The sequence below is a fragment of the Tepidimonas charontis genome (genome assembly GCF_007556685.1).
Taxonomy (GTDB): Bacteria; Pseudomonadota; Gammaproteobacteria; order Burkholderiales; family Burkholderiaceae_C; genus Tepidimonas; species Tepidimonas charontis.
In genome coordinates, this window is record NZ_VJON01000003.1 from 68,854 (window position 1) to 92,046 (window position 23,193).

Sequence of the window (23,193 nt, forward strand, 5' to 3'; positions counted from 1 at the left end):
CCGTGTCGCTGTTCAAATCCGCTTCGATCGTCTCGGCCTGGACGCTGTTGTCGCGCATCACGGGGCTGGTGCGCGAGTTGCTGATCGCCGCCACCTTCGGCGCCAGCGCGCTGACCGATGCGTTCAACGTCGCGTTTCGCATCCCCAACTTATTGAGGCGCTTGTTCGCCGAAGGGGCGTTTTCGCAGGCCTTCGTGCCGGTGCTGGCGGCCACCCGCGCCCAGCAGGGCGATGCGGCTACGCGCGCGCTGATCGACCACGTGGCCACGGTGTTGACGGCGGCTTTGCTGCTGACCTGCGTGGCGGGCGTGTTGGGGGCGCCGGCGCTGGTGTGGGCGATGGCCGCGGGGCTGCGTCAGACGCCACACGGCTTCGAGACGGCGGTGGTGCTGACGCGCTGGATGTTTCCCTACATCGGTTTCATGTCACTGGTGGCGTTGAGCGCGGGCATCCTCAACACCTGGAAGCGCTTCGCGGTGCCGGCGGCCACGCCGGTGCTGCTCAATGTGGCGATGATCGCTGCGGCGCTGTGGGGGGCGCCGGCGTTGGCACGCCACGGGCTCGAGCCGATTTACGCCTTGGCCGCTGGCGTGATGCTGGGGGGCGTGCTGCAACTGGCCGTGCAGGTGCCGGCGCTGTACCGCATCGGGGCACTGCCGCGCCTGCGTTTGGGTGTTGGCGGCGTGCGCGCCGGCTGGCGTCACCCGGGCACGCAGCGCATCCTGGCCTTGATGGGGCCGGCGGTGCTGGGGGTCAGTGTGGCCCAGCTGTCGTTGTTGATCAATACGCAGATCGCCTCTCATCTGGCGCCGGGCAGTGTCTCGTGGCTGACGTACGCCGACCGGTTGATGGAATTTCCCACCGCGTTGTTGGGAGTGGCTTTGGGGGTGGTGCTGCTGCCGCAACTGGCCGCCGCCCAGGCATCGGGTGACGGCGCGCGCTACAGCCAGCTGTTGGACTGGGGCTTGCGCTGGGTGGTGCTGCTGGCGGTGCCCAGCGCCCTCGGGTTGTTGACCTTTGCCACGCCGCTGGTGGCGGTGCTGTACCACTACGGCGCCTTCACGGCGACCGATGTGCAGCAGACCGCGTTGGCGCTGATGGGCTACGGCGTCGGCTTGCTCGGGCTGATCGGTGTCAAGGTTTTGGCACCGGGCTTTTATGCCCGGCAAGATATCCGCACGCCGGTGCGCATCGCCATCGTGGTGCTGCTGTCGACCCAGGCGATGAACGCCGCTTTGGTGCCGCATCTGGCCCACGCCGGGCTGGCGCTGGCCATCGGTCTGGGGGCGCTGCTCAACGCCGGCTGGTTGCTGTGGGGCCTGCGGCGGCGCGGCGCTTACGCGCCCCAGCCGGGTTGGCGGCGTTTCGCCGCCCAGGTGGCCGCCGGCGCGGTGGTATTGACCACCTGGTTGGTGCTCTGGGCACGGGCCTTGGATTGGTTGGCGCTGGCGCCGCTGTGGCGCGCCGCCGCGGTGGCCGGCGTCGTGTCGGGGGCGGCCATGCTGTATTTCGGCACTCTGTACGCGCTGGGTTTGCCGCTGCGCCAATTTGTGCGAAAGTAGCGCCATGAACTGGGCCACGCGTGCGCCCTCGGCGCTGGACTATTTCGCCGCCCTGGTGGCGCAGGACGACGGCTTGCCGCTGCTAGAGGCGGTGGCCGCGGTGGCGCTGGACGAGTACCCAGAGCTGGATGTGCAGACCGTGCTCGACGGGGTGGACCGGTTGCTGGAGCGCCTGCGTCGCCGCTTGCCAGCGGATGCGGCGCCGCTGCACCGCTTGCGCCTGCTCAACCATTTTTTCTTTCGCGAACTGAGTTTCGGCGGCAACCTCAACGACGGCTACGACCCCGACAACAGCTACGTGCACGTCGTGCTGCGCACGCGCCGCGGCATCCCGGTCAGCTTGGCGGTGCTGTGGCTGGAGCTGGCGCAGGGTATCGGTCTGCGCGCCGCAGGCATCAACTTCCCGGGCCACTTTCTGGTCAAGGTCCAGCTGCCGCACGGTCAGGTCATCATCGATCCCTCGAGCGGGCGGTCGCTCAGCCGCGAGGAGCTCGTCGAGCGATTGGAGCCCTACAAGCGTCGGCTGGGTTTGTTGGATGAGTTCGACATCCCGGTGGAGCTGTTCTTGCAGGCAGCCACGCCGCGCGAAATCGTGGCGCGGGTGCTGCGCAATCTGAAGGAGATCCATCGCTCGCAGCGCGACTGGCTGCGCCTGGTGGCGGTGCTGGATCGGCTGATCGTGCTGCTGCCCGAGGCGTGGGACGAGGTGCGCGAGCGCGGGCTGGCTTGGGCGGAATTGGGACAGACGGCGCGGGCGCTGGCCGACTTGGAGGCCTACCTGGCGCATGCCGACGATCCGCTGCACACAGCGGCGGTAGAGCAGCGGGTGCGCGCGCTGCGCGGCGCGTGAATGCCGTGACGGCTTGGGCGAGGCGCCCGCCCGCCCCCATTCGGGCACGGCAGCGCCTGCGCCGTCGGCATTGCCAACCGAGCGCTGGGCTCGCTGGCGGCCGCAATCGGCGTTTCAGATCACGCGCACGGGGGCGCCATGGCCGCGCGGCACGATGGCGCCGATGCGGTACACCGTCTCGCCGTGTGCCGTCAAGGTGGCAGCCACCGCTTCGGCTTGCTGGGCACCGGTCACCACCACCATGCCGATGCCGTTGTTGAAGGTGCGGTTCATCTCGTGGTCGTCGATGCCCGCGGTGCACTGCAGCCAGGCGAACAACTCCGAGCGCGGCCAGCTATCCTGCACCAACTCGGCGGCGAGCTCAGCGGGCAGCACACGCGGGATATTTTCCAGCAGACCACCGCCCGTGATGTGCGCCAGTGCCTTGATGCCGCCGGCGTCGGTCGGATGCTGCTGCAGGGCCGCCAGCACCGGCTTGACATACAGCCGCGTGGGCGCCATCACCGCCTCGCGCAGCGGGCGCCCGTCCAGCGTCGCAGGCAGATCGGCGCCAGCGCGCTCGAGGCATTTGCGCACCAGGCTAAAACCGTTGGAGTGCACCCCATTGGAGGCCAGCCCCAGCACCACGTCGCCGGCGCACACCGCCGCGCCGGTCAGGATGCGTGACTTCTCCACCACACCGACGCAAAAACCCGCCAGGTCGTATTCGCCGGGCGGGTACATGCCCGGCATCTCGGCTGTCTCGCCGCCAATGAGCGCACAGCCCGATGCCTCACAGCCGCGCGCGATCCCCGCCACCACACGCGCGGCGGTGTCCACATCCAGCTTGCCGCAGGCGTAGTAGTCGAGGAAGAACAACGGCTCGGCGCCTTGCACCAGCACGTCGTTGACGCTCATGGCCACCAGGTCGATGCCGACCGTATCGTGCATGTCCCACTCGAAGGCCAGCTTGAGCTTGGTGCCGACGCCGTCGGTGCCGCTGACCAGCACCGGCTCGCGGTAACGCTTGGGGATTTCGAACAGGGCGCCGAAACCACCGATGCCAGCCAGCACCCCCTCGCGCAGGGTGCGTTTGGCCAGGGGTTTGATGCGCTCCACCAGCGCGTCACCGGCGTCGATGTCCACGCCGGCGTCTTTATAGGAAAGAGGGGTCGTATTCATGGGCTCGATACAATCCCGCGCATTGTACGGGGCCGCTCGCCTCTCTTGGGTGAGTGGCTGTCACACCGACGCGCTGCCCCCGTGCGCCCACTCCACTTTTCGCTCATTGCCGCCATGACCCTGACCGATTCCCAGCGACACGCGCTGCTGTGGACCGTGCTGGCGGTCGTGGGGTGGTGGGTCATGGCGCAGTTGGCTCCGGTGCTGTTGCCCTTCGTGCTGGCGCTGGTGCTGGCCTACGCGCTGCAGCCCGCCGTCGCCTGGCTGGCGGCACACCGGGTGCCGCGTTGGCTGGCAGCGGCCCTGGCGCTGGCGGCCCTGTTGTCGCTGATGCTGGCGGTGGTGTTGGTGATCGTGCCAGTGGTCACGCGCCAGTGGCCGCTGCTGCGCGAGCAGATTCCGGCCCTGCTCGAGCGTCTGAACGCGTGGATGCAGCCGCTGGCACAGCGCCACGGGCTGGAGCTGGCGGTGGACGTGGAGGCGGTGCGTGGGTTGTTGCGCCGCCTCATCAGCGGCCATGAGGAGGAGCTGCTCGGCCGCGTGCTGGCGTCGCTGCGCATTGGCGGCAGCGCCCTGCTGGCGGTGCTGGGCAATTTGGTGTTAATGCCGGTGGTGGCGTACTACCTGCTGCTGGATTGGGAGCAGGTGGTGGCGCGCGCGCGGCAGTACGTGCCGCCGCGCTGGCGCGCGCGCGTCGAAGCCTTTTTCGCCGAAGCCGACGCCGTGCTGGGCCAGTACCTGCGTGGGCAGCTGCTGGTCATGGGGGTGTTGGCGGTGTACTACACGGCGGCCCTGGCCCTGGCGGGGCTGGAGCTGGCCGTGCCCATCGGGGTGTTGACGGGGCTTGCCATCTTCGTGCCCTACCTGGGCTTTGGCTTGGGCATGACGCTGGCGCTGCTGGCGGCGCTGCTGCAATTTCAAACCCTGTGGGGCGTGTTGCTGGTGGCTGGGATCTACGCCATGGGCCAAGTGATCGAGAGCTTTTACTTGACGCCGCGTCTGGTGGGTGAGCGCATCGGGCTGCATCCGATCGCCGTCATCTTCGCCTTGATGGCGTTCGGCCATCTGCTCGGTTTTGTCGGGGTGCTCATCGCGCTGCCGGCGTCGGCGGTGCTGTTGGTGGCGTTGCGCCGCCTGCAGCGACTGGTCGTCGATAGTGCGCTGTTTCGACCGGGCGACGAGAGCCGCGGTGGCGGGGAGTGAGGATGCAGCAGCTCGTGCTCGATCTGGGGCTGGTGCCGGCGCCGTCGCTGGACAACTTCATCGCCCGTGGCAACGAGGCGGTGGTGGCGCATCTGCGTGAATGGTTGCAGGCACACCCGCGCGCGCCGCTGCCGATCTACCTGTGGGGGCCGCCGGGCAGTGGCAAGACGCATCTGCTGCGCGCAGCCGCGCACGCGCTGGCCATGAGCGGCGACGCGGTGGGCTGGCTCGATGCGCGCACGACCACGCTACAGGCCTTCGATGAGGTGTGGTCGGTGGTGCTGCTTGATGATGTGCACGACTACACACCCCAGCAGCAAGCGGCAGCGTTCAATTGGTTGGTCAACGCGCAGTCGCCGACCAGCGGGCCGCAGCGCGCAGTGCTGGCCGCCGGCGACCGGCCACCGGCCGATTTGCCGCTGCGCGATGACCTGCGCTCGCGCCTGGGCTGGGGGCATGTGTTTCAATTGCGGCCGCTCGACGAGGCCGAGCGGCGCGCGGTGCTGCAGCGCGCCGCCGCTGCGCGCGGCATGGCGTTGCCAGACGAGGTGGTCGAGTACCTGCTGGCGCGCTTTGCCCGTGATCTGTCGAGCCTGATGGCGCTGCTGGAGCGGCTCGACGGGTACGCGCTGCGCACCCAGCGCGCCATCACCACGGCACTGGTGCGGGCGATGTTGGCCGATGAGTGAGCCGCCGGGGCGCCGCCACCGATCGAGGATTGATTGCATGGGCGAAATCGCATCCACTCACGTTGCAGCGGCGGCCGCGGTCCCGCAGGGGCGCATCGGCGTGACACTGTTCGACTTGGACCACACCCTGCTGCCCCTGGACTCCGATCACGAGTGGGGGGTGTTCACCACCCGCATCGGGTGGACCGACGCCGAGGAGCACACGCGTCGCAACGACGCTTTTTACGCCGACTATCTGGCTGGGCGACTCGACATTCATGCCTACGCCCGCTTTGCCATCGAGGCCGTGCGTCAACGTGGCCCGCAGCAGGCGGCCGCAGCGCACGCGCGCTTCATGGATGAGGTCATCCGCCCGGCGCTGCAACCGCAAGCGCTGGCGCTGGTGCGCGCGCACCAGGCGCGCGGCGACCGGGTGGCCATCGTCACCGCCACCAACGAGTTCATCACGCGCCCGATCGCCGACGCTTTCGGCGTGGCGGATCTGATCGCGGTGGAGTTGGAGCGCGACGCCAGTGGCTGGTTTACCGGCGCCATCCGCGGCGTGCCGTCGTACCGCGACGGCAAGGTCACGCGCGTGCGGCACTGGTTGCAAGCGCAAGGGCTGGATTGGGACGCGCGCGTGCACGTCACCGTGTATTCGGACTCCGACAACGATTTGCCGCTGCTGGAGCGCGCCGACGCGCCCGTGGCCACCAACCCGGGCGAGCGCCTGCGCGCGCTGGCGCGCGCGCGCGGCTGGCGTATCCTCGATCTGTTCGAGACGCATCCATGATCAAAACCCTGATTACCAAACTGCTGGACAAGGCCGTGCGACCGACGCTGAGGCGATCGCGCTTTGGCAAACGCCAAGACGTGCCGGTGAGTGTGCACGGCATCGACCCCGCGCTGGTCGATCCGCGTGCGGTGGAAGTGGTGCGCACCCTCAAGCGCGCCGGCTACCAGGCCTACATCGTCGGTGGCGCGGTGCGCGACCTGCTGCTGGGGCTGCGGCCCAAGGATTTCGATGTCGCCACCAACGCCACGCCCGAACAGGTCAAGGCGCTGTTTCGGCGCGCCTTCATCATTGGGCGGCGCTTTCGTATCGTGCACGTGGTGTTTGGGCGCGGGCGTGAGCACGAGGTCATCGAGGTATCCACCTTTCGCGCCTACCTGGACCCCGCCAGTGCCGAACCGGTGGTGGGCGACGAGCGTGCCAAGCGTGCGCTGGCCGGCGTGGCGCTGGCGGTGGACGCCAGCGGCCGGGTGTTGCGCGACAACGTCTGGGGGCCGATCGAGCAAGACGCCGCGCGGCGCGACTTCACCATCAACGCCATGTACTACGACCCGGAGAGCGAGACCGTGGTCGATTTCCATCAGGGTATTCGCGACGCGCGCAAACGCGTGTTGCGCATGATCGGTGACCCGGCCACGCGCTACCGCGAAGACCCGGTGCGCGTCATCCGCGCCGTGCGCTTTGCCGCCAAGCTCAGCCGGCTCGGCTTCAAACTCGACGACAAGACGCGCGCCCCGATGGCCGCCGCCTTGCCCTTGCTCGCCGACGTGCCGCCCAGTCGTCTGTTCGATGAGATGCTCAAGTTGCTGCAGACCGGCCACGCCGTGGCCAGCGTGGAGGCGCTCAAAACGCACGGACTGGCGCGCGGCATCTACCCGTTGCTGGACCTGGTGGTGCAGCGCGGGGAAGATCCCTTCGTGCGCACCGCACTGCAGGACACCGACCGCCGCGTCGCCGAGGGCAAGCCGGTGGCGCCCAGCTTCTTGCTCGCCTGTGTGCTGTGGCAGGACGTGCGTCAGGCCTGGCAGCGGCGCCTGGGCGACGGCGTGCCGCCGTTTCCGGCTTTGGCCGACGCGGTGGACGAGGTGTTCGAGGCGCGTATCGGCGACGTCTCGGGTCGGGGCAAGCTCGGCGCCGATATGCGCGAGATCTGGATGATGCAACCGCGCTTTGACAAGCGCACCGGACAAAGCCCGTTCACCTTGGTGGAGCAGCCGCGCTTTCGTGCCGCCTTCGATTTCTTGCGCCTGCGCGCTCAAGTGGGCGAAGTGGAGGAGGAACTGGCGCACTGGTGGGATACCTTCGCCCAAGCAGGTGAGGCGGTGCGGCGCGACATGATCGAGGCCGTGCGGTTGGAGCAGCAACGCGCCAAAGGAGTGGGCAAGGGCGGCGGCAAGGGTCGGCAGCGGCGCACCGCCAGCGTGGCGGGCGGCAAGGCGGGGGCGCCGGACGCCAGCGATGGAGGGGCTGCGCCCGCAGCCGACCAGCGTGCGGCGGACGCTGCCGCAGACGCCACCCCCGCAGGTGCCGACGACGGGCCCGCTGGTGGCGGCGAGCCGGGTGCGGCAGCGCCGCGCAAACGCCGTCGGCGCCGCCGTAAACCAGCGGGCGGGGATACCAGCGATGGGCGTGACGCCAGCGCGGCCAATGGCGATGCGGGCTGAGCGTGCTGGGCCGACGGTCTGCGTCATGCCGCCGTCTTGGTCCGATGCCGACGCCCGCGCCCCCGTGACCGCGTATGTGGGCCTGGGGGCCAATCTGGGCGACCCAGCGCAGACGCTGGGCGCGGCATTGCGCGCGCTCGCCAACACCCCTGGCATTCGGTTGCTGCAGGCGTCGAGTCTTTATCGCACGGCGCCGCTGCAGGCCAGCGGTCCCGATTATCTGAACGCCGTCGCCGCGCTGCGCACGACGCTGACGGCGCCGGCCCTGCTGGCGGTGTTGCACGCCGTCGAATACGCGCACGGGCGCCAACGGCCCTACCGCAACGCGCCGCGCACGCTGGACCTGGACCTGCTGCTGTACGGCCAGGCGCGCATCGATTCGCCCACGCTGACCGTGCCGCACCCGCGCCTGTGGCAGCGTGCCTTCGTGCTGGTGCCCCTGCACGAAATCGCGCCGGCGCTGGTCGATGCGGCGGCGCTGGCCGCGGTGGCCGGGCAAACCATCGAGCGCGTGGACCATCCTCCTCTGTTCTGAACACGCCGCAGCCGCCATTGGCTGCCGAGCGCGCGGGTGGCGCCACGCCCCCTCGGGCGCACCGGGTGCGCGGATCGCGCATCGGCAGCAGCGTGTCGCGAGGTGGCATCACCCCTGCGGGTGGCGCCCCCGCGGCTAGCCTTCACGGCGCCAGCCGCTCGCGCACCCAAGCGCCATCGACGCGGCGATAGCGCAGCCGGTCATGCAGGCGGCTTTTGCGGCCTTGCCAGAATTCCCAGGTATCGGGCACGAGGCGGTAGCCGCCCCAGTGCGGCGGACGTGGCGGGTGCAGCAAAAACTGCGCCGCATATTTCGCGGCGTTGGCCACCAGCACGCTGCGGTTTTCGATCACTTGGCTCTGCGGGCTGGCCCAGGCGCCGATGCGGTGGTCCAGCGGTCGGCTGGCGAAGTATGCGTCGCTTTCCTCGGCGCTGACTTTTTCCACCACCCCCTCGATGCGCACCACGCGCTCCAGCTCCACCCAGTGAAACTGCAGCGCTGCGTACGGATTGCCGGCCAGTTCCCGGCCCTTGCGGCTGTCGTAGTTCGTGTACCAAACGATGCCGCGCTCGTCGTAGCCCTTGATGAGCACCACGCGTGTGCTGGGGCGCAGATCGCTGCCCACGGTGGCCAGCGTCATCGCATTGGGCTCGGGCAGCTCGGCGCGCAGGGCCTCCTGCAGCCACTGGTCGAACTGCTGCAGCGGATCCGGGTGCGAGGCTTCCTCGCTCAGCTCGGCTTTCTCGTAACTTTTGCGCAAATCGGCGATGGACGGTTTCATGGGCACAGTATGGCACGGTCCCGTGCGCCGATAATCGCGCCATGGCATCCCCGACCATGACCTCCGAGCCCATCGATTGGATCGACCTGGAGGCGCTGACGCGCCGCAGCGACGCCTTGGCGGGCGTCTATGCGCTGGACCATCTGCCGCGCGTGCTGCTCGATGCGCCGGCGCTTGCGGGGCGGGAGCACGCCCTGGTGCAGTGGCGGGTGCACGCCGAGTGGCGCGATCCGCCAGCGGCCGTGGCGGCGGCGTGGCGCGCGCTGGGTGGCACGCGTGCTGTGCGTGCTGTGGTACCACGCCAGCTTTGGCTGCGGGTGCAGGCGCAAGGGGCGTTGCCGCTGGTGTGTCAACGCTGCCTGGAGCCGTACTGGGAGCCGGTGCAGCTCGACCGCTGGTTTCGCTTCGTGGCCGATGAGGCCACGGCCCTGGCCGAAGACGACACCTGCGAGGAAGACCTGCTGGTGCATCAGGGGCCGCGCTTCGATCTGCGCACGCTGGTGGAGGACGAGTTGCTGCTGGCGGCTCCTTTGGTGCCGCGGCACGGCGCCTGTCCGCACCCGCTGCCCTTGGCGCACGGCGACCGTCTGCACACCGACGGGCCGGCAGCCGACGACGATGGCGCGCCGCCAGCCGCGCCGCGTCGGCCCTTGGCCGCACTGGCCGCGTTGAAGCGCCCCGTGCGTTGAGCGGCGGGCGGCGCCTCCGCGGCGGTCGGCGGCATGGCAATCGGCACGCCCCGCACGGTGTGCCCCGGTATTTCGTGCGGGCGCTATAATCGAAGGTTTTACGTCTGATCCCAATTCCAGGAACCGATCATGGCCGTTCAGCAGAACAAGAAGTCGCCGTCCAAGCGCGGCATGCACCGCTCGCACCAGGCGCTGTCGGTGCCGGGTATCGCCGTCGAGCCGACGACGGGGGAAGCCCATCTGCGTCACCACATCAGCCCCAACGGCTTTTATCGCGGCCGTCAGGTGCTCAAGAACAAGTCCGAGGCATAACACCGCTGTTGGCAGCGGCGGGGCGGCGGCGCCGTGCCCGCGCTCGCGCGTGGCGTGTCCGTGATCCGCATCGCCGTCGATTGCATGGGGGGCGACTTCGGCCCCGCCGTCACCGTGCCAGCCTGCGCCGCCTTCGCGGCGGCATGTCCGCAGGCGCAGTTGCTGCTCGTCGGACAGCCGCAGGCTCTGGCTGCGTTACCCGCGGCGCTCAGCCCCGATCGGTGCCGGGTGGTGCCGGCGTCGGAGGTCGTCACCATGGACGATCCGGTCGAGGTGGCACTGCGGCGCAAAAAAGATTCCTCGATGCGGGTGGCCATCGCCCAAGTCAAAGACGGTGCGGCCGATGTGGCGGTTTCGGCGGGCAACACCGGCGCCTTGATGGCCATCGCCCGCTACGTGCTCAAGACCTTGGACGGCATCGACCGCCCGGCCATCGCCACCCAGCTGCCCAACGCGGCCGGCGGGGCCACCACGGTGCTCGATCTGGGGGCCAACGTCGACTGCAGCGCCGAGCACTTGTTGCAGTTTGCGCTGATGGGCTCGGCGTTGGTGGCCGCCGGCGGACGCGACAATCCCAGCGTCGGCCTGCTCAATATCGGCGAAGAAGTCATCAAGGGCAACGAGGTCATCAAGCGCGCCGGGCAGCTGTTGCGCGAGGCGGCCGCACGCGGTTTGCTCAACTTCTACGGCAACGTCGAGGGCAACGATATCTTCAAGGGTACGACCGATATCGTGGTGTGCGATGGCTTCGTCGGCAACGTGGCGCTGAAAACCAGCGAGGGCTTGGCCAGCATGATCGGCGCCTTCTTGCGTGAGGAGTTCAGCCGCGGCTGGTATGCGCGGGCGGTGGCAGCGGCCGCCTGGCCGGTGCTGATGCGCTTGAAGCGCCGCGTCGATCACCGGCGCTACAACGGGGCGGCGCTGCTGGGCCTGCGTGGGCTGGTGTTCAAGAGCCACGGCGCAGCGGACGTCTTCGCTTTCGAGCAGGCCCTGCGGCGGGCGTATGATGCGGCCCACGCGGGGTTGCTCGACCGAGTGCAGCACCGCATCGCGCCCACATTGGCGTGGCTGCAGACCATGCCAGTGGCGCCTTCCCCCGCTTGTCCTTGAGGGGCGCTCGAGGCGCCCCGGCTTGACCGAAAGATCGATCGTCGATGAGCCTGTACGCCCGCATCACGGGAACCGGCAGTGCGCTGCCGCCCAAACGCCTGACCAACGAAGACATGGTGTCGCTGCTGGCGGCGCGCGGTTTGCAGACCAGCGATGACTGGATCGTCGAGCGCACCGGCATTCGCGCGCGCCATTTCGTCGAGGGTGACACCCAGGCGAGCGACTTGGCGCTGACGGCCAGTCTGCGGGCGTTGCAGGCGGCGGGTCGCCAGCCGCACGAGGTGGACTTGATCGTCGTCGCCACCTCGACCCCTGACATGGTGTTTCCCTCCACCGCCACCATCGTGCAGCGCAAGCTGCACGAAGCCGCGCAGGCGCACGGCGGACAGGGGCCGATCGGCGCGCCCGCCTTCGATCTGCAGGCGGTCTGCACCGGCTTCATTTATGCGCTGACCGTGGCCGACGCCTTGATCCGCACCGGCAGCGCGCGCTGCGCACTGGTGGTGGGAGCCGAGGTGTTTTCGCGCATCCTAGACTTCGACGACCGCACCACCTGTGTGCTGTTTGGCGATGGCGCCGGCGCGGTGGTGTTGGAGGCCACCGAGCACGATGGCCGCGGCGCGGGCGTGCTGGCCACCGATGTGCACGCCGATGGCCGGCACACCGGCATTCTGTGCGTGCCGGGCACGGTGGCCGGCGGCCATGTGCTGGGCGAGCCGCTGCTGCGCATGGACGGACAGGCGGTCTTCAAACTCGCCGTCGGCGTGCTGGAGGAAACCGCCCGCACCACGCTGGCCAAAGCGGGGCTGTCCGAAGCCGACATCGACTGGCTGATCCCCCACCAAGCCAACATCCGCATCATGCAAAGCACGGCGCGCAAGCTCAAGTTGCCGATGGAGCGCGTGGTGGTGACGGTGGACCAGCACGGCAACACGTCGGCGGCATCCATCCCGCTGGCGCTGGACCACGCGGTGCGCGCCGGTATGGTGCGCCCGGGCCAGCTGTTGCTGCTGGAGGGGGTGGGGGGCGGCTTCACGTGGGGCTCGGCCCTGGTGCGGTATTGAACAGACACGGATCACGAAGATGACGGCATGTGCATTCGTTTTTCCCGGGCAGGGCTCGCAATCGGTGGGCATGCTCGATGCGTGGGGGGATCACCCTGCGGTGCGCGCGACGCTGCAAGAGGCGTCAGATGCGCTCGGGGAGGACATCGGCCGCTTGATCCGCGAAGGACCGAAAGAAGCCTTGGCACTGACCACCAATACCCAGCCGGTGATGTTGGTGGCCGGGGTGGCAGCCTGGCGGGTCTGGAAGGCCGAGGGCGGCGCCGACCCCGTTGCCATGGCGGGGCATTCGCTGGGTGAGTACAGCGCGTTGGTCGCCGCCGGGGCGCTGACGCTGGCCGAGGCCGCGCCACTGGTGCGCTTTCGCGCCCAGGCCATGCAGCAAGCGGTGCCGGTGGGTGCGGGGGCCATGGCCGCCATCCTGGGGCTGGACGCCGACGCCGTGCGCGCCGGCTGCGCCGAAGCCCAGGCGCAATTTGCTCCCGACAGTGGCGAAGTGGTGGAGGCGGTCAACTTCAACGATCCGCTGCAGACCGTGATCGCCGGCACCAAGGCTGCCGTGGACAAGGCCTGCGAGGTGCTCAAGGCGCGCGGTGCACGGCGCGCGTTGCCGCTGCCGGTGTCGGCGCCGTTTCACTCCAGCCTGATGCGTCCCGCCGCCGAAGCCCTGCGCGAGCGGCTGGCCAGCGTCGCCTTGCAACCGCCACGCATCCCGGTGGTCAACAACATCGACGTGGCGGCGGAGACCGACCCGGCGCGCATTCGCGACGCCCTGGTGCGTCAAGCCGCCGGGCCGGTGCGGTGGGTGGAGTGCGTGCGTGCGCTGCGCGCGCGCGGAGTGCACACGGTGGTCGAGTGCGGCCCGGGCAAGGTGCTGACCGGAATGACGCAGCGCATCGATCCCACCTTGCAAGCCTTGGCCTTGTACGATCCGGCTACACTGGCTGCGGTACGCGCGGCGCTGTCGGTTTGACGAACATCGCGGCGGCAGCGCGTCGCGTCGGTGGCGTGGCGCCTGGCCGCGCAGCGCCGCAGGCCAGACGCGGCGCCATACCCAATGGAGGTAAACACATCGATGTCTGATATCGGATGGGAAGGGCAGGTGGCCCTGGTCACGGGTGCCACGCGCGGCATCGGCGCGGCGATCGCGCGCGAACTCGCCGCGCGCGGCGTGCACGTGGTGGGTACCGCCACCAGTGACGACGGGGCGCAGCGCATCACCCAGGCGCTGGCGGCTTACCCGGGCTGCCAAGGGGTGCGGTTGGACGTCACCGACGGCGCTGCTGCCGAAGCGGTGGTGGCGTCCATCGTCAAAGAGCGCGGGGCGCTGCACATCCTGGTCAACAACGCCGGCATCACGCGCGACACGCTCGCCATGCGCCTCAAAGACGAGGACTGGGACGCGGTGCTCGACACCAATCTGAAGGCGGTCTTTCGGCTCTGTCGCGCCGCCATCCGGCCGATGATGAAGCAGCGCTATGGCCGCATCGTCAACATCACCAGCGTGGTGGGGGCAACGGGAAATCCGGGACAGGCCAATTACGCGGCGGCCAAGGCCGGCGTGGCTGGCATGACGCGGGCGCTAGCACGCGAACTCGGCAGCCGCCGCATCACCGTCAACTGCGTGGCGCCGGGCTTCATCGAGACCGACATGACCGCCAGCTTGCCGGCCGAGCAGCAGCAGGCGCTGCTGGCGCAAATTCCGCTGGGCCACCTGGGCAAGCCCGCCGATGTGGCGCACGCGGTGGCCTTTCTCGCCAGCCCGCACGCGGGCTACATCACCGGGCAGGAACTGCACGTCAACGGCGGTATGTTCATGGCCTGATGCGACGCCGTTGCGTGACCAGCGGTTGGCGCCCGTGTCGAGCCCGCTACAATGCCGAGGCTGTTTTCAACCACCCCATGAGGGCACTATGAGCGACATCGAAGCACGCGTCAAGAAGATCATCGCCGAGCAGCTCGGCGTCGAGGAGAGCCAGGTCACCCCCGAGAAGGCGTTCGTCGCCGACCTGGGCGCCGACTCCCTGGACACCGTGGAGCTGGTGATGGCGCTCGAAGACGAGTTCGGCATCGAGATTCCGGACGAAGACGCCGAGAAGATCACCACCGTGCAACAGGCGATCGACTACGCCAAGGCGCACTACAAAGGCTGAGCCTGCATGAGCCGCCGCCGTGTCGTCGTGACCGGTCTGGGCTGCGTCAGCCCCGTGGGCAACACGGTGCAGGAAGCCTGGACCCATGTGCTTGCCGGTCGCTCGGGCATCGATCGCATCACCAAGTTCGACGCCAGTGCGTTTGCCTGCCAAATCGCCGGTGAGGTGCGTGACTTCGCACTCGAAGCCTATCTGCCGGCCAAAGAGGCGCGCACCATGGATACCTTCATCCACTACGGTATCGCCGCCGCGGCGCAAGCCGTGGCCGACGCAGGTCTGCCGGTGGGTGAGGCGTTGTCCGAAGAGCAGGCGTGCCGCATCGGCTGCGTGATCGGCTCGGGCATCGGCGGCTTGCCGCTCATCGAGGCCACCCATACCGAGCTCATCAACCGCGGGCCGCGCCGCATTTCGCCCTTCTTCGTGCCGGCGTCCATCATCAACATGGTCTCGGGCCATGTGTCGATGCGCTATGGCTTCAAGGGGCCGAACCTGGCCGTGGTGACGGCGTGCACCACCGGGCTGCACTGCATCGGCGAAGGCGCTCGTCTGATCGAGTACGGTGACGCCGACGTCGTCATCGCGGGCGGCACCGAGGCCACCGTGTCGCCGTTGGGCATCGGCGGCTTTGCCGCGATGCGGGCGCTGTCCACGCGCAACGACGCGCCGCAAGCCGCCTCGCGCCCGTTCGACAAGGGGCGTGATGGCTTCGTGCTGGGCGAAGGTGCGGGCGTGCTGGTGCTGGAAGCGTACGAGCACGCCCAGGCGCGCGGCGCGCGCATTTACGCTGAGTTGGCCGGCTACGGGATGAGCGCCGACGCCGGACACATGACGGCGCCCAACATGGACGGTCCGCGCCGCGCCATGCTCAACGCCTTGCGCAACGCCGGCCTCAATCCCGACCAGGTGGACTACGTCAACGCCCACGGCACCTCCACCCCGCTGGGTGACGTCAATGAAACCCATGCCATCAAGGCCGCCTTGGGCGAGCACGCGCGGCGTGTCGTCGTCAGCTCCACCAAATCGATGACCGGGCATTTGCTCGGTGGCGCCGGCGGTCTGGAGAGCGTCTTCACGGTGCTGGCGGTCTATCACCAGACCATCCCGCCCACCATCAATTTGGACGATCCCGACCCCGAGTGCGACTTGGACTACTGCGCGCACACGGCGCGGCAGGCGCGCATCGAGGTGGCCCTGAAGAACAATTTCGGCTTCGGCGGTACCAACGGCACGCTGGTCTTCAAGCGCGTCTGATGGTCGGGGGCGGCGCCGTGGCGCCAATGGGCTGCGTCGTCCCGGTGGGTGCACCGACGCTGCAGCGCCGGCTGCAGCGCGCAGCGCCGGTGGCTGTTTTCGCGCCGATGTTGGTGTGGGCCTACCTGACTCCGGGGGCGCTGCCCGGCGCGTGGTGGTGGGGATGTCTGGGGGCGCTGATGTGGTGGGGGTGGTCGCTGTGGGCCGCCCGCGCGCCGGCGTGGACGGCGCTGCGGCTGCCCGCCCCAGCGGCGGTCGCCTCATCCCCGCCCGTCGTCCGTGCCGCCGGTCACCGCATGCTTGTGCAGCCGTGTGCATGGGCGATCGGGCCAGCGTGGCCGCGCGGCCTGCCGCTGGCGTCCCTGCATGTGGTCTGGGACGCGGAAGACGCGCTGCTGTTGCGCGCCGTGGGGCAGGACGGCCGCGTGCTGTGGGGCTGGCTCGCCCGTGAGGCGTTGCCGCCGGATGCGCCGCTGACTTGGGAGCAGGTGCGGCGCGCACTCGTCACGGGCGGGGCATTTCGATCGGCTATATTCGATCACCCCGCTCACATGCCATGAAAGCCGATGATCGCCGCCCACCCGATGCCGACGCCGCGCTGGTGCAGCGCGCCGCAGCGGGCGACGCGCGCGCCTTCGAGCTGCTGGTCATCAAATATCAGCGCCGCGTCGAGCGGTTGATCGCGCGCCTGGTGCGCGACGCCGACTTGGTGCCCGATCTGGCGCAAGAGACGTTCATCCGCGCCTGGCGAGCCCTGGGGCAGTTTCGCGGCGACTCCCAGTTTTATACGTGGTTGTATCGCATCGCCGTCAACACCGCCAAGAAGGCGCTGCAAGACCTCAAACGTGACCCGCTGGTGCCGATGAGCGCGCTGCACAACGGCGAGGAGGCGGAGGAAACTTCCGCGCTGGAACAGGAACTAACCGCCCACGTGGCCGACACCGAAACCCCCGACGCCGTGCTGGCGAGCAAGGAAATCGCCCAGGCGGTGCAGGCGGCGGTGGAGGCATTGCCCACCGAGTTGGCGCAGGCCATCACCCTGCGTGAAATCGACGGCTTGAGCTATGAGGAAATCGCGCAGGCGCTCGACTGTCCCATCGGGACGGTGCGCTCACGCATCTTCCGTGCACGCGAGGCCATCTCGGCGCGCATCAAGCCGATGTTGGAGCGGCAGTCGGGCAAGCGCTGGTGACGCATGACGGTAGTGGGCCACCAAAGGACAGTGATATGAACGCTGATAGGGTATCGAATCCGCCGTGCGGCGCCGACGTGGCGCGGCGCGAGTGGTTGTCCGCCCTCTTCGATGGCGAGAGTGCTGCAGTGCCCACCGAACCGATGGTGCTGGACGACACCGACGACGCCACGTGGGACGCTTATCGTTGCATCGGCGAGGCGCTGCGCGCCCACGCCGCTGCACAGACGCGCGCCGCCGACCCGGTCTTCGTGCGCGCGGTCATGGCGCGTATCAACCAGGAGCCGCGGTTCGAGGCGCCGCGGCTGGCCGAGCCCATCGCACCCAGCCTATCGCAGCCGCCCGTGGCGGCCAACGACGCGGTCTTTCGCTGGAAAATGGTGGCGGCCATAGCGAGCTTGGCGGCCGTGCTGGCTTGGGCATGGCAAGCGGGTGGCGTGGTGGGCACGCCAGCGGGTGCCCCGGCATGGGTGCGCGCACCAGCCGATACCGCGTCGGCCGTGGCCGCTGCGCCGACGGTGCCAGCGGCACCGTCCACCGCCTACGCACCGGCCGCGCCGGCGGCTCGCCATGCGCAGCTAGAGGAATTGTTGGCGGCCCATCGGCAATGGGGCGGGGCATCGGCGCTACAGTCCAGTGCCGGTTTCCTGCGCACGGCCAGCGTCGAGGCGCCGGCGCGCTGACACGTCAAAGATACGCACGATGATGGGCAGGGCAAGCAGCGCTTGGGGCGCGGGCAGATGGACGGCGCGGCTGGCCGCGTTGGTGCTGAGCTGGGTCGGCCTTGGTGCCGCGTGGGCCCAGGTCGCAGCGCCTGCTGGGCCGCCGGCGGCCGATATCGAAGCCTGGATCCAGCGCTTGCACGAGGCCACGCGCGCCCGCGCCTACAGCGGCACCTTCGTCGTGACGCGCGGCAGCGACATGATGACGGCGCGCGTCGTGCACGTTTGCGACGGGCGCCAGCAAATCGAGCGCATCGAGGTGCTCGACGGCCCGGCGCGCGTGACCTGGCGGCGTGACGACGAGGTGCTGATACTGCGGCCGGACAAGCAATGGGGGGTGCGTGATCGGCGCGAGCTGTTGCGCGCGTTCCCCGGACCGTTGGCGCGTGCCGGCTTCGAGGTGGCGCAGCACTATCGGGCCGTGCTGCGTGGTAGCGAGCGTCAGGCGGGGTGGGACGCCTGGGTGGTGGATTTTCGTCCGCGCGATCAGTGGCGCTATGCCTACCGTATCTGGTCGGAAAAAAGCACCGGCTTGCTGCTGAAGCTGCAAATTTTGGGCGCGGACGACGCGGTGCTGGAGCAGATGGCTTTTACCGAATTGCAGCTGGACATACCCGTGCGGCTGGAAGCGCTGGCGCGACAGATGGAGGCCACACGCGGCTACCGGATCGAGCGCCCGAGCTTGCGCAAGACTGCGCTGGAGGCCGAGGGTTGGCGTTTGAATGCCGAGGTGCCGGGGTTTCGCCCGGTGACGTGCTGGGCGCGCGACGACGCGGCGGCGCGCCATCCGCTGCACTGTGTATTCTCGGACGGCTTGGCGTCGCTGTCGCTCTTTTTTGCGCCGGCCGACGCCGGCGCTGGCAGCGGCCGCAGCGCCAACGGCGCCACCCACGTGTTGGCGCAACGCGTGGGCGGCTACGCCGTCACGGCGCTGGGCGAGGTGCCGCCGCAGACGCTGGAGCGTTTTTTGGCCGCGGTGGAGCGCACGCGGTAAAGCCAGCCGCCGCGGCTGCCGCAGCACCAATGAATGGAAGAGACGATGGCAACGAAAGGTGGTGATCTGATGCGAGTCCAGCGCAAGGCACGCCTGCGCCCGTGGGTGTGGGGCGGTGTGTCAGTATTGGTGGTCGCTGCGGCAGTGTGGCTGGGCGTGCAACGCGGGGTGGGCGCGCAACCGGTGGCACCGGCAGCTGCGCCGGCGCCCAGCGCGCCGGCCCTGGTCACGGGACTGCCCGACTTCACCGTGTTGGTGGACAAAGTCGGCCCGTCGGTCGTCAACATCCGCACCGTCGAGCGCGTCGCGCGCGCGCCGCAGAGCGACGTGGATGAGCAGATGCGTGAGTTTTTCCGCCGCTTTGGTATCCCGCTGCCGCCGGAGGTGGCGCCACGCGGGCCGCGCGACCCCCGCGGCGAGGCCGAGCGCATCCAGCGCGGCGTCGGCTCCGGCTTCGTCTACAGCGCCGACGGCTTCATTCTCACCAATGCCCACGTCGTCGAGGGGGCCGACGAGCTGATCGTCACCCTCAACGACAAGCGCGAATTCAAGGCGCGCGTGGTGGGCGCCGATCGGCGCACCGACGTGGCCCTGGTCAAGATCGACGCGCAGGGCCTGCCGCCGGTGCGTATTGGCGACGTGGAGCGACTCAAGGTCGGCGAGTGGGTGGTCGCGATCGGCTCTCCGTTCGGGCTCGACAACACGGTCACCGCCGGCATCGTCAGCGCCAAGCAGCGCGAAACCGGTGATTTCCTGCCCTTCATCCAGACCGATGTGGCCATCAACCCGGGCAACTCCGGCGGGCCGTTGATCAACATGCGCGGCGAGGTGGTCGGCATCAACAGCCAGATCTACTCACGCTCGGGCGGCTTCATGGGCATCAGCTTTGCCATCCCCATCGACGAGGCGGTGCGGGTGGCCGAGCAGCTGCGCCAGTTTGGCAAGGTCACGCGCGGGCGCATCGGCGTGGCCATCGAGCCGGTGAGCAAAGAGGTGGCCGAGGCCGTCGGGTTGAGCGGCACGCAGGGCGCCCTGGTGCGCGGCGTCGAAGACGGTTCGCCCGCGGCCAAGGCCGGTATCGAGCCGGGCGACGTGATTCTGCGCTTCGATGGCAAGCCGGTGGAAAAATCGATCGACCTGCCGCGCATCGTCGGCGCCACCAAGCCGGGGACGCGTGTGCCGGTCGAAATCTGGCGCCGCGGTGCGTCACGCACCCTCACCGTCACCGTCGGCGCGCTCGAAGAAGAAGCGGTGGCGGCAGCCGAAGCCCCGCGCAGCGCACAGGCAGCCCCGTTGGGCCTGACGGTGCGCGAGCTCAGCGCCGCCGAGCGGCGCGAGCTCAAGGTGGAAGGCGGGGTACGGGTGACCGAGGTCAGCGGCGCGGCCGCCAGCGCCGGCGTGCAGCCGGGCGACGTGGTGGTGGGCGTCGGCAACCAGCGGGTATCGAATGTGCGCGACTTCGAGCGCGCGCTCAACGAAGTCCCGAAGGGCCGCCCCGTCGGCTTGCTGATCCGTCGCGGCGACTGGGCCCAGTGGGTGTTGGTGCGGCCCTGAGCCATTCATGCCATCGCGGCGCGCTGCCGTGGCCGGCGCCGCACCACTGCTGCAGCGGCTGCGGCCCTACAATAATGGGTTTGCCCGCAACACGGGCGCGCTGGTCGAGCGAGCGCGCCCTTTTTCACGTGGCCATGAAGCACATCCGCAATTTTTCCATCATCGCGCACATCGACCACGGCAAGAGCACGCTGGCCGACCGCCTGATCGCGCGCTGCGGGGGCTTGAGCGAGCGCGAGATGACCGAGCAGGTGCTCGACTCCATGGAATTGGAGAAAGAGCGCGGCATCACCATCAAGGCGCAGACCGCCGCCTTGCAATACACCGCGCGTGACGGCCAAACCTACAACCTCAACCTGATCGACACCCCGGGCCACGTGGATTTTTCCTACGAGGTCAGCCGCAGCTTGAGCGCTTGCGAAGGCGCTTTGCTGGTGGTCGATGCCAGCCAGGGCGTGGAGGCGCAGACGGTGGCCAACTGCTACACCGCGCTGGAGTTGGGCGTCGAAGTGTTGCCGGTGCTCAACAAGATGGATCTGCCGCAGGCCGACCCCGAGCGCGCCAAGCGCGAGATCGAGGATGTCATCGGGCTCGATGCGTCCGAGGCCATCGCCTGCTCGGCCAAGACGGGCTTGGGCATCGACGAGATCCTGGAGGCGATCGTGGCCAAGGTGCCGCCGCCGCGCGGCAACCCCGATGGGCCACTGCGCGCGATGATCATCGACTCGTGGTTCGACAACTATGTCGGCGTGGTGATGCTGGTGCGCGTGGTCGATGGCTGCCTGCACCGCGGCGACCGCATCCGGCTGATGGCCACCGGCGCGCAGTATCAAACCGAAAAGCTCGGCGTCTTCACTCCCGCCAACCAGCCGCGCGAGGCTTTGCACGCCGGTGAGGTGGGCTATGTGATCGCCGGCATCAAAGAGCTCCAAGCGGCGCGCGTGGGCGACACCATCACCGCCTTCAAGAGCGCCAGCGGCGCCAACCTACCGGCGGCCACCGAGCCCTTGCCGGGCTTCAAGGCCGTGCAGCCGATGGTGTTCGCCGGGCTGTACCCGACCGAGGCCAGCGAGTACGACGCGCTGCGCGACGCGCTGGAAAAACTCAAACTCAACGATGCCTCGCTGCACTTCGAGCCCGAGGTGTCGCAGGCGCTGGGGTTCGGCTTTCGCTGTGGTTTTCTGGGGCTGCTGCACATGGAAATCGTGCAGGAGCGGCTGGAGCGCGAATTCGACCAAGACCTCATCACCACCGCGCCCAGCGTGGTCTATCAGGTGGTCAAAGGCGACGGTGAGGTCATCGAGGTGGAAAACCCCTCGAAGATGCCCGACCCAGGGCGCATCCAGGAGATCCGCGAACCGATCGTCACCGTCCACATCTACGTGCCGCAGGACTACGTCGGGCCGGTGATGACGCTGTGCAATCAAAAGCGCGGCGTGCAGCTCAACATGGCCTACCACGGCAAACAGGTGCTGCTGACCTATGACTTGCCGTTGGCCGAGATCGTGCTCGACTTCTTCGACAAGCTCAAGTCCGTCTCGCGCGGCTACGCGTCGATGGACTACGAGTTCAAAGAGTATCGCCCCTCCGACGTCGTCAAGGTCGATATTCTGCTCAATGGCGACAAGGTCGATGCGCTGTCGATCATCGTGCACCGCAGCCAGGCCCAGTACCGGGCGCGCGCGGTGGTGCAAAAGATGCGCGAAATCATCAGCCGCCAGCAGTTCGACGTCGCCATCCAAGCCGCCATCGGGTCGCACATCATCGCGCGTGAGACCGTCAAAGCCCTGCGCAAAAACGTGCTGGCCAAGTGCTACGGCGGCGACATCACGCGCAAGCGCAAGCTGCTGGAAAAGCAGAAGGCCGGCAAGAAGCGCATGAAGCAAATCGGCACCGTGGAGGTGCCGCAGGAGGCGTTCCTGGCCATCCTGCAAGTGGAGGACGCATGAACGATCAAACCATGGGGGCGCTCACCGGCGTGGTGCTGGCCGCCTTTGCCGGCTATGGCGTGGCGTGGTATGCCGGTTTCATCGACGGCAATTTTGCGCTGCTGCTGCTGCTGGCGGTGCTGGTTACCGGGGCCTACTGGGTGGCTGAGCGCTGGGTCTTTTTGCCGCGCCGGCGCGCCGCCGCCGAGGCGGCGGTGGCCGAGCTGCAGCGCCGCCAGCGCGAGTGCGCGGCGCAGGGCATCGCGGTGGAGCACACCGACGCGGAGGTCGTGCGCCGCCGCTTGCTGGCGCAGCCGTGGTGGCTGGACTGGACCGCCGGCCTGTTCCCGGTGATCCTGGCGGTGTTCGTGCTGCGCTCGTTCCTGTTCGAGCCGTTCAAGATTCCGTCGGGCTCGATGCTGCCGACGCTGCACATCGGCGACCTGATCCTGGTCAACAAATACCACTACGGGGTGCGGCTGCCGGTGCTCAACACCAAGCTGATCGATGGGCATACACCGCAGCGCGGCGACGTCATCGTCTTTCGCTACCCGCCACAGCCGAGCCTGGACTACATCAAGCGCGTGGTGGGGGTGCCGGGCGACGAGGTGGCCTACCTGAACAAGCGGCTGTATATCAACGGCGAGCCGGTGGCGCGCGCAGCGGCGCCCGACTTCTACGACGCCGAGACGATGCAGTACCGCAAACAGTTCATCGAAACCATCGGCGGCAAGCGCGTGCACATCCTGATCGACGACGAGCGCCCGGCGTTCATTCCGGTGGCCACCGAATTTGCGCATCGCGACCAGTGCCGCTACACGATCGAAGGGGTGACCTGCCGCGTGCCGCCCGGCCACTACTTCGTGATGGGCGACAACCGCGACAACTCGCTCGATTCGCGTTACTGGGGGTTCGTGCCCGACAGTCATGTCGTCGGCAAGGCGGTGTTGGTGTGGATGAATTTCAGCGATTTCGGGCGCATCGGTCGCTTCGAATGACGTGGTCGT

At 68.7% G+C, this 23,193-nt stretch carries 24 protein-coding genes; 22 read left to right on the top strand and 2 right to left on the bottom strand.

Going from position 1 to position 23,193, the window contains the following annotated elements; translation table 11 throughout:
* Positions 1 to 2 precede the first annotated feature (2 nt).
* Both murJ and Tchar_RS01920 read left to right on the top strand, forming a co-directional pair.
* Positions 3 to 1,562 carry a murein biosynthesis integral membrane protein MurJ gene (gene murJ, locus Tchar_RS01915; RefSeq protein WP_144327405.1) on the top strand — a complete coding sequence of 520 codons (1,560 nt, stop codon included), beginning with the start codon at positions 3 to 5 and terminating at the stop codon, positions 1,560 to 1,562.
* Between the two features lie 4 nt (positions 1,563 to 1,566).
* Positions 1,567 to 2,412: a SirB1 family protein gene (locus Tchar_RS01920; protein ID WP_144327406.1), complete on the top strand. Its 846-nt coding sequence runs from the start codon at positions 1,567 to 1,569 to the stop codon at positions 2,410 to 2,412.
* A gap of 114 nt (positions 2,413 to 2,526) precedes the next feature.
* Here the strand turns inward: Tchar_RS01920 and purM are convergent, their stop codons facing one another.
* A complete protein-coding gene (purM, locus tag Tchar_RS01925; protein WP_144327407.1) occupies positions 2,527 to 3,573 on the bottom strand; it encodes a phosphoribosylformylglycinamidine cyclo-ligase in 1,047 nt (348 codons plus the stop codon).
* Positions 3,574 to 3,687: 114 nt separating this feature from the next.
* Here purM and Tchar_RS01930 point away from each other — a divergent pair, with 114 nt between their 5' ends.
* Genes Tchar_RS01930 through folK form a run of 5 tightly spaced genes read left to right on the top strand, consistent with a single transcriptional unit; the run spans position 3,688 to position 8,436 of the window.
* Positions 3,688 to 4,776: an AI-2E family transporter gene (locus tag Tchar_RS01930; protein ID WP_144327408.1), complete on the top strand. Its 1,089-nt coding sequence runs from the start codon at positions 3,688 to 3,690 to the stop codon at positions 4,774 to 4,776.
* A gap of 2 nt (positions 4,777 to 4,778) precedes the next feature.
* Entirely contained in the window at positions 4,779 to 5,465 is a 687-nt protein-coding gene (hda, locus tag Tchar_RS01935; RefSeq protein ID WP_144327409.1) for a DnaA regulatory inactivator Hda, read from the top strand.
* Between the two features lie 37 nt (positions 5,466 to 5,502).
* Positions 5,503 to 6,237 (top strand): HAD family hydrolase, encoded by a 735-nt coding sequence (locus Tchar_RS01940; protein WP_201739271.1) that lies wholly within the window; start codon positions 5,503 to 5,505, stop codon positions 6,235 to 6,237.
* Complete coding sequence (pcnB, locus tag Tchar_RS01945; protein WP_144327410.1) at positions 6,234 to 7,901, top strand: polynucleotide adenylyltransferase PcnB; 1,668 nt, start codon at positions 6,234 to 6,236, stop codon at positions 7,899 to 7,901. Before Tchar_RS01940 ends, pcnB begins: the two co-directional genes overlap by 4 nt.
* Positions 7,902 to 7,926: 25 nt before the next feature.
* Positions 7,927 to 8,436: a 2-amino-4-hydroxy-6-hydroxymethyldihydropteridine diphosphokinase gene (gene folK / locus Tchar_RS01950; protein ID WP_201739272.1), complete on the top strand. Its 510-nt coding sequence runs from the start codon at positions 7,927 to 7,929 to the stop codon at positions 8,434 to 8,436.
* Between the two features lie 142 nt (positions 8,437 to 8,578).
* Here folK and pdxH read toward each other — a convergent pair whose 3' ends face one another.
* The gene (gene pdxH / locus Tchar_RS01955; RefSeq protein ID WP_144327411.1) at positions 8,579 to 9,217 is read right to left on the bottom strand and encodes a pyridoxamine 5'-phosphate oxidase; all 639 of its coding nucleotides are present in this window, start codon (positions 9,215 to 9,217) and stop codon (positions 8,579 to 8,581) included.
* A gap of 41 nt (positions 9,218 to 9,258) precedes the next feature.
* Between pdxH and Tchar_RS01960 the strand changes: the two genes are divergently transcribed.
* The 15 genes from Tchar_RS01960 to lepB all read left to right on the top strand — a co-directional run bounded on the left by Tchar_RS01960 (position 9,259) and on the right by lepB (position 23,184).
* A complete protein-coding gene (locus Tchar_RS01960) occupies positions 9,259 to 9,906 on the top strand; it encodes a YceD family protein (protein ID WP_144327412.1) in 648 nt (215 codons plus the stop codon).
* A 129-nt stretch (positions 9,907 to 10,035) separates the two neighbouring features.
* Complete coding sequence (gene rpmF, locus Tchar_RS01965) at positions 10,036 to 10,218, top strand: 50S ribosomal protein L32 (RefSeq protein ID WP_144327413.1); 183 nt, start codon at positions 10,036 to 10,038, stop codon at positions 10,216 to 10,218.
* A 60-nt stretch (positions 10,219 to 10,278) separates the two neighbouring features.
* Entirely contained in the window at positions 10,279 to 11,328 is a 1,050-nt protein-coding gene (plsX, locus tag Tchar_RS01970) for a phosphate acyltransferase PlsX (RefSeq protein WP_144327441.1), read from the top strand.
* 44 nt (positions 11,329 to 11,372) lie between these two features.
* The gene (locus Tchar_RS01975) at positions 11,373 to 12,392 is read left to right on the top strand and encodes a beta-ketoacyl-ACP synthase III (protein ID WP_144327414.1); all 1,020 of its coding nucleotides are present in this window, start codon (positions 11,373 to 11,375) and stop codon (positions 12,390 to 12,392) included.
* A 19-nt stretch (positions 12,393 to 12,411) separates the two neighbouring features.
* Positions 12,412 to 13,365 (top strand): ACP S-malonyltransferase, encoded by a 954-nt coding sequence (gene fabD, locus Tchar_RS01980; protein ID WP_144327415.1) that lies wholly within the window; start codon positions 12,412 to 12,414, stop codon positions 13,363 to 13,365.
* 102 nt (positions 13,366 to 13,467) lie between these two features.
* A complete protein-coding gene (fabG, locus tag Tchar_RS01985; RefSeq protein WP_144327416.1) occupies positions 13,468 to 14,217 on the top strand; it encodes a 3-oxoacyl-ACP reductase FabG in 750 nt (249 codons plus the stop codon).
* Between the two features lie 88 nt (positions 14,218 to 14,305).
* Positions 14,306 to 14,545, top strand: a complete 240-nt coding sequence (gene acpP / locus Tchar_RS01990; protein WP_043703749.1) for an acyl carrier protein — start codon at positions 14,306 to 14,308, stop codon at positions 14,543 to 14,545.
* Between the two features lie 6 nt (positions 14,546 to 14,551).
* Positions 14,552 to 15,796, top strand: a complete 1,245-nt coding sequence (fabF, locus tag Tchar_RS01995) for a beta-ketoacyl-ACP synthase II (RefSeq protein WP_144327417.1) — start codon at positions 14,552 to 14,554, stop codon at positions 15,794 to 15,796.
* 26 nt (positions 15,797 to 15,822) lie between these two features.
* Entirely contained in the window at positions 15,823 to 16,356 is a 534-nt protein-coding gene (locus Tchar_RS02000; protein WP_144327418.1) for a hypothetical protein, read from the top strand.
* Positions 16,353 to 16,988: an RNA polymerase sigma factor RpoE gene (rpoE, locus tag Tchar_RS02005; RefSeq protein WP_144327419.1), complete on the top strand. Its 636-nt coding sequence runs from the start codon at positions 16,353 to 16,355 to the stop codon at positions 16,986 to 16,988. The genes Tchar_RS02000 and rpoE overlap by 4 nt, the downstream gene beginning before the upstream one ends.
* 35 nt (positions 16,989 to 17,023) lie before the next feature.
* Entirely contained in the window at positions 17,024 to 17,671 is a 648-nt protein-coding gene (locus tag Tchar_RS02010) for an RseA family anti-sigma factor (protein ID WP_144327420.1), read from the top strand.
* Positions 17,672 to 17,690: 19 nt separating this feature from the next.
* The gene (locus tag Tchar_RS02015) at positions 17,691 to 18,704 is read left to right on the top strand and encodes a MucB/RseB C-terminal domain-containing protein (protein WP_144327421.1); all 1,014 of its coding nucleotides are present in this window, start codon (positions 17,691 to 17,693) and stop codon (positions 18,702 to 18,704) included.
* Between the two features lie 69 nt (positions 18,705 to 18,773).
* The gene (locus tag Tchar_RS02020; RefSeq protein WP_144327442.1) at positions 18,774 to 20,258 is read left to right on the top strand and encodes a DegQ family serine endoprotease; all 1,485 of its coding nucleotides are present in this window, start codon (positions 18,774 to 18,776) and stop codon (positions 20,256 to 20,258) included.
* 134 nt (positions 20,259 to 20,392) lie between these two features.
* The gene (gene lepA, locus Tchar_RS02025; protein WP_144327443.1) at positions 20,393 to 22,207 is read left to right on the top strand and encodes a translation elongation factor 4; all 1,815 of its coding nucleotides are present in this window, start codon (positions 20,393 to 20,395) and stop codon (positions 22,205 to 22,207) included.
* Positions 22,204 to 23,184: a signal peptidase I gene (lepB, locus tag Tchar_RS02030; RefSeq protein WP_236640096.1), complete on the top strand. Its 981-nt coding sequence runs from the start codon at positions 22,204 to 22,206 to the stop codon at positions 23,182 to 23,184. Before lepA ends, lepB begins: the two co-directional genes overlap by 4 nt.
* The last annotated feature ends 9 nt before the right edge of the window (positions 23,185 to 23,193 follow it).